The sequence below is a fragment of the Variovorax raffinosi genome, assembly GCF_051216615.1.
In the GTDB taxonomy this organism is placed as follows: Bacteria; Pseudomonadota; Gammaproteobacteria; order Burkholderiales; family Burkholderiaceae_C; genus Variovorax.
The window spans coordinates 360,807-375,336 of sequence record NZ_JBPJZR010000001.1 but is presented as its reverse complement, the minus strand read 5'-3'; the positions used below and the strand labels follow the sequence as shown (position 1 = coordinate 375,336).

Annotated in this window: 14 protein-coding genes; 5 read left to right on the top strand and 9 right to left on the bottom strand. The window is 67.7% G+C overall.

The features are described 5' to 3' along the window. Nucleotides 1–17: 17 nt before the first annotated feature. The gene (locus tag ACSFB7_RS01750; protein ID WP_435466483.1) at nt 18–1,643 is read right to left on the bottom strand and encodes a transglycosylase SLT domain-containing protein; all 1,626 of its coding nucleotides are present in this window, start codon (nt 1,641–1,643) and stop codon (nt 18–20) included. After that, nucleotides 1,640–2,419 (bottom strand): hydroxyacylglutathione hydrolase, encoded by a 780-nt coding sequence (gene gloB / locus ACSFB7_RS01745; RefSeq protein ID WP_435466481.1) that lies wholly within the window; start codon nt 2,417–2,419, stop codon nt 1,640–1,642. Before gloB ends, ACSFB7_RS01750 begins: the two co-directional genes overlap by 4 nt. On the opposite strand from gloB, the gene ACSFB7_RS01740 reads away from it, so the two are divergent. Next, on the top strand, nt 2,418–3,188 hold the full coding sequence (locus tag ACSFB7_RS01740) for a class I SAM-dependent methyltransferase (RefSeq protein WP_435466479.1): 771 nt from the start codon (nt 2,418–2,420) through the stop codon (nt 3,186–3,188). The genes gloB and ACSFB7_RS01740 overlap by 2 nt on opposite strands. A gap of 23 nt (nt 3,189–3,211) precedes the next feature. Beyond that, nucleotides 3,212–3,697, top strand: a complete 486-nt coding sequence (gene rnhA / locus ACSFB7_RS01735) for a ribonuclease HI (protein ID WP_435466477.1) — start codon at nt 3,212–3,214, stop codon at nt 3,695–3,697. A 13-nt stretch (nt 3,698–3,710) separates the two neighbouring features. Here rnhA and moeA read toward each other — a convergent pair whose 3' ends face one another. The 5 genes from moeA to ACSFB7_RS01710 all read right to left on the bottom strand — a co-directional run bounded on the left by moeA (nt 3,711) and on the right by ACSFB7_RS01710 (nt 8,981). Further along, on the bottom strand, nt 3,711–5,027 hold the full coding sequence (gene moeA, locus ACSFB7_RS01730) for a molybdopterin molybdotransferase MoeA (RefSeq protein ID WP_435466475.1): 1,317 nt from the start codon (nt 5,025–5,027) through the stop codon (nt 3,711–3,713). Further along, nucleotides 5,024–5,665 carry a molybdenum cofactor guanylyltransferase MobA gene (mobA, locus tag ACSFB7_RS01725; RefSeq protein ID WP_435466473.1) on the bottom strand — a complete coding sequence of 214 codons (642 nt, stop codon included), beginning with the start codon at nt 5,663–5,665 and terminating at the stop codon, nt 5,024–5,026. Before mobA ends, moeA begins: the two co-directional genes overlap by 4 nt. Before the next feature lie 14 nt (nt 5,666–5,679). Then, on the bottom strand, nt 5,680–6,843 hold the full coding sequence (gene moaA / locus ACSFB7_RS01720; protein ID WP_435466471.1) for a GTP 3',8-cyclase MoaA: 1,164 nt from the start codon (nt 6,841–6,843) through the stop codon (nt 5,680–5,682). Between the two features lie 54 nt (nt 6,844–6,897). Continuing rightward, nucleotides 6,898–8,175 carry a serine hydrolase domain-containing protein gene (locus ACSFB7_RS01715; protein WP_435466469.1) on the bottom strand — a complete coding sequence of 426 codons (1,278 nt, stop codon included), beginning with the start codon at nt 8,173–8,175 and terminating at the stop codon, nt 6,898–6,900. 86 nt (nt 8,176–8,261) lie between these two features. Then, nucleotides 8,262–8,981: a hypothetical protein gene (locus ACSFB7_RS01710; protein ID WP_435466467.1), complete on the bottom strand. Its 720-nt coding sequence runs from the start codon at nt 8,979–8,981 to the stop codon at nt 8,262–8,264. 194 nt (nt 8,982–9,175) lie between these two features. On the opposite strand from ACSFB7_RS01710, the gene ACSFB7_RS01705 reads away from it, so the two are divergent. Continuing rightward, nucleotides 9,176–9,811, top strand: coding sequence for a superoxide dismutase (locus ACSFB7_RS01705; protein ID WP_435466466.1), 636 nt, complete (start codon nt 9,176–9,178; stop codon nt 9,809–9,811). An 11-nt stretch (nt 9,812–9,822) separates the two neighbouring features. Then, on the top strand, nt 9,823–10,752 hold the full coding sequence (locus tag ACSFB7_RS01700; protein ID WP_435466464.1) for a ZIP family metal transporter: 930 nt from the start codon (nt 9,823–9,825) through the stop codon (nt 10,750–10,752). Between the two features lie 19 nt (nt 10,753–10,771). On the opposite strand, the gene ACSFB7_RS01695 is transcribed toward ACSFB7_RS01700, so the two are convergent. Continuing rightward, nucleotides 10,772–12,205 (bottom strand): aldehyde dehydrogenase family protein, encoded by a 1,434-nt coding sequence (locus ACSFB7_RS01695; protein ID WP_435466462.1) that lies wholly within the window; start codon nt 12,203–12,205, stop codon nt 10,772–10,774. Nucleotides 12,206–12,260: 55 nt separating this feature from the next. Next, the gene (locus tag ACSFB7_RS01690; protein ID WP_435466460.1) at nt 12,261–12,815 is read right to left on the bottom strand and encodes a peroxiredoxin; all 555 of its coding nucleotides are present in this window, start codon (nt 12,813–12,815) and stop codon (nt 12,261–12,263) included. A 131-nt stretch (nt 12,816–12,946) separates the two neighbouring features. On the opposite strand from ACSFB7_RS01690, the gene ACSFB7_RS01685 reads away from it, so the two are divergent. Continuing rightward, nucleotides 12,947–14,521: a phospholipase D family protein gene (locus ACSFB7_RS01685; RefSeq protein WP_435466458.1), complete on the top strand. Its 1,575-nt coding sequence runs from the start codon at nt 12,947–12,949 to the stop codon at nt 14,519–14,521. Nucleotides 14,522–14,530 lie beyond the last annotated feature (9 nt).

Genomic DNA, 14,530 nt, shown 5'->3' with positions numbered 1-14,530 from the left:
CTGGCGGGCTTTCCGCATCAGTGCTTCTTCTTCGCCGGCGTGCCGCCGCGCTTCTCGCGCACGACCTGCTGCTTGTTGCTTGCAGGCACCTTCACGACGTTGCCGCCACGCGGTGTCCGCGCTACCACGGCCTTGACGGGGGCCGCGCCTGCGCGCTTGGTGGGCGCCGCTGCGGTGTTGTGGCCGCCGCGGGCAGCCACCGACACACCGGCACCCGCACGGGCCGCGACCGTCGCGCGGATCGGCAGATACACCACCACGCTGTAGCCACGCTTGAATGCGTGATTGGGCTTCACGTCGTTCCACTCGGCGACATTGGTGGGCTTGAGGTTGTAGCGGTGCGCGATGCTCGCCACACTGTCGTTGCGCCCGGCCTTCACCGTGGTGCGGCGGTTGACGATCTCTGGCTGGAAGCTCAGGTGGCCCTCGTCGGCCACCACGGCGGCCACGTCTTCCTTCACGCGGGCGCCGCGCGGCACGATGAGTGTCGAGCCCGTCTTGATCAGCATGCGCGGCGGCACGTTGTTGATTGCGCGCAGGTCGGCTTCGCTCATGCCCGAGCGCTGGGCCGCATCGGCAACCGTCATGGTGGTGGGCACCACCCAGGCCGTCCAGCTCGCGTACTGGCCTTGCGCATACGCGTCGAAGTTGCGCTGGAACACGGCCGCGTTGTCCCATGGCAGCAGGATCTGCGGCGTGCCGGCCGCGATCAGTACCGGCTTGTGCGCGGCCGGGTTGAGTGCGCGGAAGTCGTCGAGCCGCACGTCAGCCAGCTTGGCCGCCAGTTCCACGTCGAGGTCGCGTGTGAGCGAGACGGTCTGGAAGTAGGGGTGGTTGGCGATCAGCGGAAGTTCGGTGTTGAACGCCTGCGGATTGGCAACGATGTTCTTCACAGCCTGCAGCTTGGGCACGTAGAGCCGGGTCTCGGCCGGCATCGTCAGGTCGCTGTAGGTGGTGGGCAGGCCCAGGCGCTGGTTCTTGGCGATGGCGCGGCTCACGCTGCCTTCGCCCCAGTTGTAGGCGGCCAGGGCCAGTTGCCAGTCGCCGAACATGCCGTAGAGCTTTTGCAGGTAGTCGAGCGCGGCGCGGGTCGAGGCGAGCACGTCGCGGCGGTCGTCGCGGAAGATGTTCTGCTTCAGGTCGAAGTCGCTGCCGGTGGCCGGCATGAACTGCCACATGCCCGCGGCGCGCGCGCTGGACACGGCCTGCGGGTTGAATGCGCTCTCGATGTAGGGCAGCAGCGCGAGTTCGGTCGGCATGTTGCGCCGCTCGAGTTCCTCGACGATGTGGAACATGTACTTGTTCGAGCGCTCGGTCATGCGCTGGATGTAGTCGGGCCGGCTGGCATACCACTGCTCGCGGTCACGCACCAGGTCGCTCTCGAGGTTGGGCATCTTGAAGCCGCGGCGGATGCGGTCCCACATGTCGGTCGGCGGCGCGAGCGAGACCACGCTCTGCGATTGGGCCCGGCCGCTGGACAGGGGTGAGAGGGCGTCGCGGGGGTACACCGGGGACGCGCTGCCTGCGACTCGGGCGCCGGTGCCGCCGGCTTGGGTGGAGGAGGGGGTGGAGCTGTTGTCGGTGCTCGCGCAGCCCGCGAGCACCAGGGAACCTGCAAGGCAGGTGGCAGCGATAAGTTTCATCGGAAGTCGTTTTTCCATTGGCGCAGCGCGGCAAATACATCGGCTTCGCCGGCATCGGCGGAAAGCTCGGCATGGGCACGCACCGCTCGAAGGACAGTGGCTTCGCGGCTGCGAAGAAAGGGGTTGATCTGGCGTTCGGTCGCCAGTTGCGACGGCAGCGTGGGCTGCCCCTGCGCGCGCAGGCTTTCGCAGCGCGCGTTGTACTGAGTCAGATCGTCGTTGGCGGGTTCCACCGCACGGGCGAAACGCAGGTTAGCAAGTGTGTATTCGTGGGCGCAGCACACGCGCGTGTCGCCCGGCAGTGCCGAGAGCGCGTCGAGCGAGGCCAGCATCTGCGCGGGTGTGCCTTCGAACAGGCGCCCGCAGCCGCCGGAGAACAGCGTGTCGCCGCAGAACAGCAGCGGTGCCTGCGCCGCAGTTGCCGGCAGAAAGTAGGCGATGTGGCCGGCCGTATGGCCCGGCACGTCGATGACCTGGAAGCGCAGGCCGAGCACCTCGGCGGTGTCGCCCTGCGAAAGCGGGGTGAAAGGCTCGGGAATGCGTTCGCGTGCGGGACCCCACACCGGTGCGCCCGTGGCGGCATGCAGCACGGCCACGCCGCCCGTGTGATCGGCGTGATGGTGCGTGACTAGAATCGCGGCCAGCTGCAGCTTGTGGCGCGTCAGCGCATCGAACACCGGTTGGGCATCGCCCGGGTCCACCACGATCGCGTTGGACCCGTCGTGCAGCATCCAGATGTAGTTGTCAGCGAAGGCAGGCAGCGGAACGAGGGTCATGAGCGGTCAAATTATAGGTTTGCAGGATTGGTTCGCGACCCCCCCCGGCCGCTACCTGCTGGCGTGGGAGCAGGCCCAGTTCGACCAGGCGGTGGCCGATGTGTTCGGCTATCACGCGCTGCAACTGGGCGCGGCCGAGGTCGATGGCCTGCGCGCCAACCGCATGCCGCATCGCTGGCTGGCGCTGGACGACCCGGCCCGCGCCGGCAAGGCGACGCTGCTGACCGACTTTGCGGCACTCCCGTTCGCGGCCAACAGCCTCGACCTGGTGGTGATGCCGCATGCGCTGGAGCTGAGCCCCGACCCGCACGCCACGCTGCGCGAGGTCGAGCGGGTGCTGGTGCCGGAAGGCCGCGTGGTGATCTGCGGGCTGAACCCGACCAGCCTCTGGGGCATGCGGCAGCGCCGTGCGCACATCTACCGCAAGCTCGGAATAGGTGACCTGTTCCTGCCGGAAGGCGGGGAGTTCATCGGCTACTGGCGCATGCGCGACTGGTTGCGGCTGCTGAGCTTCGAGGTGGAATCGGGCCGTTTCGGCATCTACCGGCCTTCCGTGCGCAGCGAAGCCTGGCTGGAGCGTTCGCGCTGGATGGACGCGGCCGGCGAGCGCTGGTGGCCGATCTTTGGCGCGGCGTACTTCCTGGTCGCGGTCAAGCGGGTGCGCGGCATGCGCCTGCTGAGCGCCGACTGGCGCCGCGCCGGTGCCCGCGCGACGGCGCCCGTGCCGATCACCGGCAAGGTGCATCGCAACGAGGCCGGCAAGAATTGAAGAAAAACGAATGAATTGAATGAATGATCGAATCGAAAGCAGAAGGAAAAGCCAGTTTGAATGATGAAGTCGTGATCTACACCGATGGCGCGTGCAAAGGCAACCCGGGCCCCGGGGGCTGGGGTGCGTGGCTCAAGTCGGGCGCTACCGAGAAAGACCTGTTCGGCGGTGAACTCAACACCACCAACAACCGCATGGAGCTGACCGCCGTCATCGAGGGCCTGGCCGCGCTCAAGCGGCCCTGCAAGGTGCTGCTGTACCTCGACAGTCAGTATGTGCGCAAGGGCATTACCGAATGGATCCGCGGCTGGAAGGCCAAGGGCTGGATGACGGCCAGCAAGCAGCCGGTGAAGAACGTCGAGCTTTGGCAGCGGCTCGACAAGCTGGTGGCCGAGGGCGGTCACCAGATCGAATGGCGCTGGGTTAAGGGCCACTCGGGCGACCCGGGCAACGAACGCGCCGACATGCTGGCCAACAAGGGCGTCGACAAGGCGCTCGGCCGAATCTGACGCATCCGACGGGTCAGATCACCCCGTCGAACATCATCACGTCCACCTCGTCGCCTGCTGCGACGGGGCCTTGGTCGTGATGCAGCACCACGAGCCCGTTGGCTTCGAGCATCGAACTCAGGACGCCCGAGCCCTGGTTGCCCGCAACGCACACCTCGGGCATTGAGCCCGCCACGGCTTTGACGAATCCGCGCTGGTACTCGGTGCGGCCCGGCTTCTTGCGGATCGCGCTCGCACTGCGTGCCCGCAGCAGCGGCGGCGGTGCCGCAGCGGCTTCGTGGCACCCCATCATGCGCAGCAGCGCCGGCCGCACGAAGGCGAGAAAAGTCACCATCACCGCCACCGGATTGCCCGGCAGGCCAAACAGCACGGCGGGTTGCGGTGACGAGGCCTCTTCACGCGGAATCAGCCCCACGGCCAGCGGCCGGCCGGGGCGCATGGCCACGCGCCAGAAGGCCATGTCGCCCAGTTGCTGCATCACGTCGCGCGTGTGGTCGGCCGCGCCTGCGCTGACGCCGCCGCTGGTGACGATGGCATCGGCTTCGCGCGCGGCGCGTTGCAGCGTGGCGGCCAGCGTGGCGGGGTCGTCGCGCACGAGGCCGAGGTCGATCACTTCGCAGCCGAGCCGCGTGAGCAGGCCGAACACGGTGTAGCGGTTGCTGTCGTACACGGCGCCTTCGCGCGGTGCGTCGCCCAGGCTCAGGATTTCGTCGCCGGTCGAGAAGTAGGCGACGCGCAACCGGCGCAGCGCGGGCACGTCCGGCAGGCCGAGGCTGGCGACCATGCCCAGCGCGGCGGGCGACAGCCGCTCGCCGCGTCGCAACGCAGGCTGTCCCTGCATCAGGTCTTCGCCAGCAAAGCGCCGGTTGTCGCCGCGGCGCAGCACCTTGGCCGGAAAGCTCACGCGGTCGCCGTTGACGTTGCAGAACTCCTGCGGGATCACGGTGTCGAGGCCGGCCGGCATCATCGCGCCGGTCATGATGCGGACCGCATCGCCAGCGCCGAGCGCGCCGCGCCAGGCCGAGCCGGCCAGCGCCGTGCCCACCACGCGCAGGTTGATGGAGGCGTCGATGGGCGCGTCCTGCGGCAGCACGGCGCCGTCGAAGGCATAGCCGTCCATTGCCGAGTTGTCGTGCGGCGGCACGCTGATGGGCGAGACGATGTCTTCGGCCAGCACGCGGCCCAGGGCCTCGAACAGCGGAACGCTCTCGCGCTGCGTCACGACGGCCGATGCGGTCAGTTCTGAAAGAAAGGCGTGCACCGCATCGACGCTCAGGTCGGCGGCGTCATAGGCCGCAAGGGCGGCGGCAATGTCTGCGATGCGGCTCATCGGTTTTCGAGTGCGTGCAGTTCGGCCAGGGTGTTGGCGTTGAAGAAGGCGTCGGGCGCGTCGCCGGGCCGGTCGAAGGGCACGGTCACGGTGCGGTGCTGCGCGATCCATGCGTGGACCTTGCGGCCGCCGGCTTCGGTGAAGCGGCGCAGGCTGTCGTGCAGGTCGGCGCGCAGGAGGCAGAAGACGGGCTGGGGGCGCAGCACGGGCGGCGTGGCGTTGTCGGCTGCGGCTTCCGGTGCGCTGACCATGGCGATCTCGGCGTCGCTGGCGGCCATCGCTTCGGCGAGGCGGGCCGCCAGGTCGAGCGGAAACAGCGGCGTGTCGCAAGGCACGGTCAGCAGCCAGGGCGTGGTGCAGTGCGCAAGGCCGGTCAGGAAGCCTGCGAGTGGCCCGGGGTAGTCGGCCAGGCTGTCGGGCCACACTGGCACGCCGAACGCCTCGTACTCGGCCAGGTTGCGGTTGGCATTGACCATGAGCTGCCCGACCTGCGGGGCCAGCCTTCGCATCGCATGCCGTGCCAGCGGCTCGCCGTTGAAAAGCTGCAGGCCCTTGTCGACGCCGCCCATGCGACTGCCACGTCCGCCGGCCAGCAGCAGGCCGGTGATGTCGGCGGGTGCGATGGCATGCGCAGGCATGGCGGTCGCCTGCGTCATCCGCCGATGTAGCTCATCTCGACGCGGCGCGGTGCCTTGCCGTTGGCATTGCTGTCGTTGTCGTTGTGGTGGTTGTCCGGGCCGCGCAGCGCGCGCAGCTCGGAATAGCGGTCGGCGCGGCCCTGCCAGATGTGGCCGATGGCGGATGAAATCTCGTCGTCGCTGGCGGTGCCGCGCAGCAGCGGGCGCAGGTCATGGCCGGCGCTGGCGAAGAGGCACAGGTACAGCTTGCCTTCGGTCGACAGGCGCGCGCGGCTGCAGTCGTGGCAGAAGGCCTGGGTCACGCTGCTGATCACGCCGAGCTCGCCGCCGCCGTCCGCGTAGGCCCAGCGCTGGGCGGTTTCGCCGGGCGTGCTGGCCTCGAGCGGCACCATCGGGAATTCGGCGGCGATGCGTGCGATGACGTCGGCCGAGGGCAGCACCTCGTCCATGCGCCAGCCGTTGGTGGCGCCCACGTCCATGTATTCGATGAAGCGCAGCACCACGCTGCCACCGTGGTGCTCGCGGAAGTAGCGTGCCATCGGCAGGATTTCCTGCTCGTTGGCGCCGCGCTTGACCACCATGTTGACCTTGATCGGCCCGAGGCCCGCGGCCTGCGCGGCGTCGATGCCGGCGAGCACGTCGGCCACCGGAAAGTCGACGTCGTTCATGTGGCGGAACACGGCGTCGTCGAGGCTGTCCAGGCTCACCGTCACGCGCTGCAGGCCCGCGGCCTTGAGTGCGGCGGCCTTGCGTGCCAGCAGCGATCCGTTGGTGGTGAGCGTGAGTTCCAGCGGCTCGCCGCCGGGCGTGCGGATCTCGGCGAGCTGTTCGATCAGCCGCTCGATGTTCTTGCGCAGCAGCGGCTCGCCGCCGGTCAGTCGGATCTTGCGCACGCCATGCGCCGCGAACAGCCGGGCCAGGCGCGTCATTTCCTCGAAGCTCAGCAGCGCGCTGTGCGGCAGGTACTTGTAGTCCTTGTCGAACACGTCCTTCGGCATGCAGTAGCTGCAGCGGAAGTTGCAGCGGTCGGTCACGCTGATGCGCAGGTCGGTCAGGGGGCGGCCGAGGCGGTCGAGCAGCAGGCCGGTGGCGGGCACGGCCACTTCGGGCACCGCAACGGCGGGGCGCAAATGGCCGACCTCGGTGATCGGGATGACGGTGCTGCTGCTGTTCTTCATGGTGGAGGCGAACGCCGATTTTGCGCCATCGACCAAGGGCCGGCGCAGCGCAGGCTACTTGAGCATGGCCGCGTAGACCATGTCGCGCGTGAGGCTGCGGTAGTGCGTGCGGTACTTGGGCGACTGCAGCATGAGCACGACGAACATCTCGTTCTTCGGATCGACCCACATGTAGGTGCCGCCCGCGCCGCCCCAGTTGTATTCGCCGCCGGCTGCCGGGTAGGGCGCCTCGCCGTCGTTGCGGCGCACGGCAAAGCCCAGGCCGAAGCCGTAGCCGGGGCCCGGCAGGTAGAGCGGGCCGGGCACGATGCCGGCACCGGCGTTGGAATGGTCGGCCGTCATCAGCGCCAGGGTGCGCGGCCCGAGGTAACGCTTGCCGTCGAGCGAGCCGCCATTGAGCAGCATCTGCAGAAAGCGGGCGTAGTCGCTCGCCGTCGACACCAGCCCGCCGCCGCCCGATTCGAGCTTGCGCACGACACGCGGGTCGTTGAAGTCGGCCCCCACGCCGAAGCTGCGGTCATTGGACAGCGGCTCGGCAATGCGCGGCTGGCGTGCCGGCTCGGGCACGTAGTAGCTGGTGTCCTTCATGCCCAGCGGGTCGAGCAGGCGGCTCTTCTCGAACTGGTAGAGCGACTGGCCCGACACCACCTCGACCACGCGGCCGAGGATGTCGGTGGAGTGGCTGTATTCCCAGGTCGTGCCGGGCTGGTAGGCCAACGGCAGCTTGGCGAGCCGTTGCGAGAACTCGGCATTGGTCGGATCGTCTGCGCCCAGGTTGGCCGCGTTGTAGGCCTGCTTGACGATGCCCGGGCCGAAGAAGCCGTAGGTCAGGCCCGAGGTGTGGCGCATGAGGTCTTGCACGGTGATCGGGCGGCGCGCGGGCACGGTGTCGAGCACCGGCTTGCCCTCAGGCCCCGGCTTTTCGACGCCGACGGTCATGCGGGCGTATTCGGGGAGGTAGGTGGCAATCGGGTCGTCGAGCTTCAGGCGGCCGTCTTCCACCAGCATCATCGCCGCGACGGTGGTGATGGGCTTGCTCATCGAATAGATGCGGAAGATGCCGTCGCGCGGCATGGCCACGCCGCTGGCAGGGTCGAGCTTGCCGACCGGCTCGAACCAGGCGACCTTGCCCTGGCGCGCCACCAGCAGCACCGCGCCGGGGATCTTGCCGGCGGCCACGTCGGCCTTGAGCACGTCGCTGAGCATCTGCAGGCGCGGGGTGGACAGGCCGACCTGCTCGGGCGTTGCCGTGGGCAATGCCTGTGCTGCGGCAAGCAGGGGAAGGGCCAGGCCCAGCACGGCTGCGCAGAGGCTGCGCTTGAAAAACTTCATGGTGTTGTCTCCGTCTTGTTGTGAATGGAAATTCGGCACGGCGGTCTTGGGTGCCGCCTGTTGCCCTGCACGGGTGATCAGCGAGGCTATCCGCGGCAGAGCTTCAGGTTCGTGCGCGTGGCGCGGACCACGGGCAGGAAGATTTCGGCGTCGGCGGGCGGGTAGTTGTCCTTGATGCCGTCGTCGGTACGGGCGGCGTCCTCGGCCAGCGGCTGCAGCGTCTTGAGGCAGGCCGCGCGGTCATTGAGCTTGAACTGCGTCAGCGCGATGTCGTTGCGCATCCAGCCCTTGGTGATCCAGTCGAGGGTCTTGTCGCATTCCGAGAGCACGGGGGACAGGGTGGCCAGGGCGATGGAGTAGTCCTTGGCGTCGTACTGGCGCTTGAAGGCCTTGCGGGAGTTCGCCACGGCCTTGTCGGTGCAGGCCGGGGTGGGGCGGGTGTAGGTGCCCTCGAAGCCGGCGCGCATGCCGCAGTTTTCGCGGCACTGCTCCGCGCCGTTGGTGCTGACCTGCACCTTGTCGGCGCTGGTGGCGAAGTTCACCACGCAGCCCGAGTCGCCGATCTTGGCCTTGCCGCGCACGATGGCGCCGTCGAGGGCACAGGTGTGGGCGTTGGCGCCGATGGTGGTGATGTTGAAATGCCCGTCGGGCTTGACGCGCAACGCGCCGCTGCCGCCCTCGTAGATGTACTCGCCGGCCGGCGGCGTGGCGGTCTGCGCGCCGGCAAGGCCGGCGCAGAGCAGCAGGGCAAGGGGCAGGGCGCTTTTCTTGAGCTTCATCGTGACGGAGGTGTCTGCGAGACGCATGTTGTATCTCCCGGAAAGAGGTGCCGCGTGCAGTGTATCGACCGTCACAAGGTGCCTGCGGGCACTGGCCGGTTTGCGCCATCGGATGCATGGATGTCTTGACGTCGCCAATGCGAATTACTATCATCTGGACGCCTGAGTACGCAGCACGTGGACAACGCAAAGGGCTCTTCCAACCAAGGAGCTTCCGAACCGTGCCGTACACCCTCCCAGCCTTGCCCTATGCCTTCGATGCGCTCGAACCCCACATCGACGCGCAGACGATGGAAATCCATCACAGCAAGCACCACCAGACCTATGTGAACAACCTGAATGCGGCCCTGAAGGACACGCCGCACGAAGGCCTGTCGGTCGAGGAACTGATCGTCGGCGTCGAGAAGCTGCCCGAGGCGCTGCGCGCGCCGGTGCGCAACAACGGCGGCGGCCATGCCAACCACAGCCTGTTCTGGACCGTGATGGCGCCCGCCGGCCAGGGCGGCGGCGGTGTTCCCACGGGTGCGCTCGCCAAGGCCATCGACGCTGACCTGGGCGGTTTCGACGCTTTCAAGGAGGCCTTCACCAAGGCCGCGCTCACCCGCTTCGGCAGCGGCTGGGCCTGGCTGTCGGTCGCCAGGGGCGGCAAGCTGGCCGTCGAAAGCAGCGGCAACCAGGACAGCCCGCTGATGCTGGGCTTCGGCTCCGGCAACACGCCGATCCTGGGGCTCGACGTGTGGGAGCACGCGTACTACCTCAAGTACCAGAACCGCCGCCCCGAATACATCGCGGCCTTCTACAACGTGGTGAACTGGACCGAGGTGGCCCGGCGCTACGCCGCAGCCATCGGCGGCTGAAGGACGCACGAATGAACGACGAGCCGCAACAGCAGCAGCTTCTTGCCGTACCGGTGCGGCCACGGCCGGCGTATTCGGTGCGCGAATGGATCGGGCTGGCCATCGTCGCCGCCGGCGTGCTGGTGCTCGTGTCGCAGTTCTGGCAGTTCGTGCGCGCCGACCCGATCGTCTGGAACGCCTTGCTCGGCGGCTCGGTGGCGGCATTGGCCACCGCGCTCGGCACGCTGCCGGTGGTGTTCTCGCAGAAGCTGCCGGAGCGGCTGCAGGACACGCTGTTCGGCTTCGGCGCCGGCGTCATGCTGGCGGCCAGCGCCTTCTCGTTGATCATTCCCGGGCTGGAAGCGGCGAAGAACGTGGGCGTCTTCGGCGGCGGCCCGTGGGCTGCCGGCGGCGTGATCGGCTCGGCCATCCTGCTGGGTGGTCTCGTGCTCATGGTGATGGACCGCGTGCTGCCGCACGAGCACTTCATCAAGGGGCGCGAAGGACAGTCGGCCAAGCAACTGCGCCGCACCTGGCTCTTCGTGTTCGCGATTGCGCTGCACAACGTGCCGGAGGGGCTGGCCATCGGCGTCGGCTATGCGGCCAACAACGGCTTGCGGGCCGATGCGCTGGCCACCGGCATCGCGATCCAGGACGTGCCCGAAGGCTTGGTCGTGGCGGTGGCGCTGCTGGCGGCGGGCTACAGCCGGATGTTCGCGGTGCTGATCGGCATGGCGTCAGGTCTGGTCGAGCCGCTGGGTGCCGTGCTGGGCGCGGCCGTGGTCGGCCATTCGGTGATGCTGCTGCCCTGGGGCCTGGGCTTTGCGGCGGGCGCGATGCTGTTCGTGATCAGCCACGAGATCATTCCCGAGTCGCACCGCAAGGGGCATGAAGCCTTTGCCACCAGCGGGCTGATGATCGGCTTCGTGCTGATGATGCTGCTCGACACCGCGCTGGGCTGAACCCGGCGCGAGCCGGCGTTCAGCCGTGTTTGACGGCCACGGTCTTCAGCGTGGTGAACCCGTACAGCGCCTCGAAGCCCTTTTCGCGGCCGTAGCCTGACGACTTCACGCCGCCGAAGGGCAACTCGACGCCACCGCCCGCGCCGTAGTTGTTGATGAACACCTGCCCGCTGCGCACGCGCCTGGCCATGCGGAACTGGCGCGATCCGTCGGCCGTCCACACGCCGGCAACGAGGCCGAACTGGGTGGCGTTGGCGAGTGCGACAGCTTCGTCTTCATCGGCGAACTGCATCGCAGCCAGCACCGGACCGAACACTTCTTCTTGCGCCAGCCGGTGATTCACCGGCACGTCACGCAGCAGCGTGGGGGCCTGGTAGAAGCCGGTTTCGGGCGCCTCTTCGACGACCACACCCTGCGCCACCATCGGAATGCCGGCATGCTGCGCATCGCTCAAGAAATCCCACACGCGCTGCTGCTGCGCCTGGCGGATCAGTGGACCGACATCGAGGTCCATCGCCGCCGGACCGACGCGCAAAGCCTCGAATGCATGGCCCAGGCGTTCGAGCAGCGGCTCGTAGATGTCGCGCTGGATCAGCACGCGCGAGCCGGCCGAGCAGGTCTGGCCGGCGTTCTGCACGATGGCGTTGATGACCACCGGAATGGCCGCGTCCAGGTCCGCATCCGCAAAGATGATCTGCGGGCTCTTGCCGCCCAGCTCCAGCGTGACGGGGCAATGCCGCTCGGCCGCCACCTGCTGGATCAGCGTGCCGATCTTCGGGCTGCCGGTGAAGCTGATGTGGTCGATGCCTTCGTGCCGCGCGAGCGCGTCGCCCACTTCATGGCCGTAGCCCGTCACGATGTTGAGCGCGCCGGCCGGAAAGCCGACTTCGGCCGCCAGTTGCGCCACGCGAATCAGCGAAAGGCAGGCGTCTTCGGCCGGCTTCACCACGCATACGTTGCCCGCCGCCAGCGCACCGCCCACGCTGCGCCCGAAGATCTGCATCGGGTAGTTCCACGGAATGATGTGGCCGGTCACGCCGTGCGGCTCGCGCCAGGTGAAGACGCTGTAGCCGTCCTGGTAGGGAATGGTCTCGCCGTGCAGCTTGTCGCAGGCACCGGCGTAGAACTCGAAATAGCGCACCAGCGCCACCGCATCGGCGCGCGCCTGCTTCACCGGCTTGCCGCAGTCGCGCTGCTCGATCAGCGCGAGTTCGTCAACGTGCTCGGCGATCTTTTGCGACAGCTTGTAGAGCAGGCGGCTGCGGTCGGCGCCGCTGACCTTGTGCCACACGCCCTCGAAGCAGTCGCGCGCGGCGCGCACGGCCGAGTCGATGTCTGCCGCGTTGCTGCGCTGGATTTCGTCGAAGGGCTGACCGTCGGAGGGGTCGATGACCGGCAGGGTGCGGCCGGAGGAGGACGGAACGTCCGCGTTGGCGATGTAGTTGAGCTGCATGGGGCCCGATTTTGCGCGAAGCACGCGGAATCCGTGGCCGCCGGGCCGGCTGTCCTTACTTCGCCGCCGTGGCCTTTGGCAGGGCCCGCACCGCGTTCAGCATGCGTTCCACATGCTTGTCCGGATTCAGGTTCTGGTAGTAGTAGGCGACCTTGCCGTCCGGCGCGATCACGTACGACAGGCGGTTGGCAAAATCCGGCCGCGTCTGCATCAATGCATCGAAGCCCTGGATCACAGCTTTCGATTCGTCCGACGCCACGGGAAAGCGGTTCTGGCAGGACTTGACCGAGAACTTCGCCAGCGTGCCGATGTCGTCCGCCGACACGCCGATCACGGTGGCGCCCAACGCGGTGAACTGGTCGACCGCCTCGGCGAAGGCATGGGCTTCGATCGAGCAGTCGTTGGAATCGGCCGCCGGAAAAAAGTACACCACCACCGGCCCCTTGGAGAGCGCGTCGGCCAATGAATAGCGGAAGGTCTTGCCGCCCAGCGCCGCGTTGGCGGTGAACCGGGGCACGGGGTCGCCGATGTCCAGGGCGGCCCAGGCGGGATGGGCCAGGGCTGCAAAAACTGTCATCAAGGCGATGCGCGAGAAGGTCGATCGGGCCATGATGTAACTCCGAAGCGGTTTGGGGCGAATTCTAGGCTCCGCATCGTTCGAAGGGGCATGTGAAACCGGCTTCGACCGGTGGGCGTATTCAAGGCAACGGCTGACAAAAACGAAGCACAGGAACCACCCTCATGAACGCCTGTATTTATCTTCTGCGCATCGCGCTTGCGGGCGTGCTGATTGCGGCGCTCGGCGCCTGCGGCTCCTTGCCCCCGGCGCGCGAGCGGCCCGCCGAGCAGGCGGCCCCGGCCGATCCGTCGACCCCGCTGGCGAAGATCGCCGCCGCCTCCACGCCGCCCGGCGAACATTCGGGCTTTCGCCTGATGCCGCTGGGCGTTTATTCGCTGGACGCGCGCATCCAACTGGCCCAGCGCGCCCAGCGCTCGCTGGTGGTGCAGTACTACCAGCTTGAAAACGATGCCGTCGGCCGCCTGCTGCTGCGCACGCTGCGGGAAGCCGCGGCCCGGGGCGTGAAAGTGCGGGTGCTGGTCGATGACCTGTACACCGTCAACAGCCAGCAACTGCTGCTGGCGCTGTCCGAAACGCCCAATGTCGAGGTGCGGCTGTTCAACCCCTTCTGCTGCGGCCGCAACGGACTCCTTTCGCGCTTCGTGGCCTCGCCGTTCGAGATCAACCGGCTCAACCACCGCATGCACAACAAGCTCTTCATTGCCGATGGCGTGATGGCGGTGGTGGGCGGGCGCAACATCGCCGAAGAATATTTCGTGTTGAGCGAGGCGCAGAACTTCATCGACATGGACGCGCTGGTGGTCGGCAAGGTGGTGCCACAGCTCGAATCGATCTTCGATGCCTACTGGAACAGCGTGCAGGTCTGGCCCATCGCCGACATCGTGACGGGCGAGGGCGGCCACAAGCCCGGTACCGACGACTTCGACAACTGGGTCGGCATGGCCGCGCCGCCGCCGAAGATCGTGCTGCCGCCGTCCGACATCCTGGGTTACGGCCCCATCGCCGAGGAACTCGATGGCGGCCGCATGGGCCTGCTGTGGGGCGTGGCCAGCGCCATTGCCGACCCGCCCACCAAGCCCGCAACCATGACGGCCGACGAGGCCATCTCCACCAGCGTGACGATGAAGGTGTGGGCCTTGCTGCTCGACGCCAAGTCCGAGGTCGACCTGACCTCGCCGTACCTCGTGCCGGGCGAGCGCGGCATGGTGGCATTCGAGGACCTGTCCAGGCGCAAGATCAAGGTCACGCTGCTGACCAATTCGCTGGCCGCCAACGACGAGCCGCTGGTGCACACCGGCTATGCGCGCTACCGCGAGCGGCTGCTGCAAGGCGGCGCCGACCTGTACGAGCTGAGCCCGCAGCGCACCAGCGCGGGCGAGCGCTTCGGCATGTTCGGCAAGTCGCTCGGCCGGCTGCATGCCAAGACCGCGGCCATCGACAAGGAGCGCATCTTCATCGGCTCGATGAACCTCGATCCGCGCTCGGCCAGCCAGAACACCGAGATGGGGCTGGTGGTCGACAGCCCGCAACTGGCGCGCGAGATGCTGCGCGTCATCAACATCAGCAAGCTGCAGAACTCCTACCGGCTGAGGCTGGCCAAGGGCACCGGCACGCTGCAGTGGCTGACCAACGACGGCGAGAAAGAGGTGATCCTGACCGCCGAACCCGAGTCGGGTTTCTTCAAGCGCTTCTACAACATGCTCATTGCGCCGATCGTTCCCGAGATGCTGTTGTAGCCTCGGGGG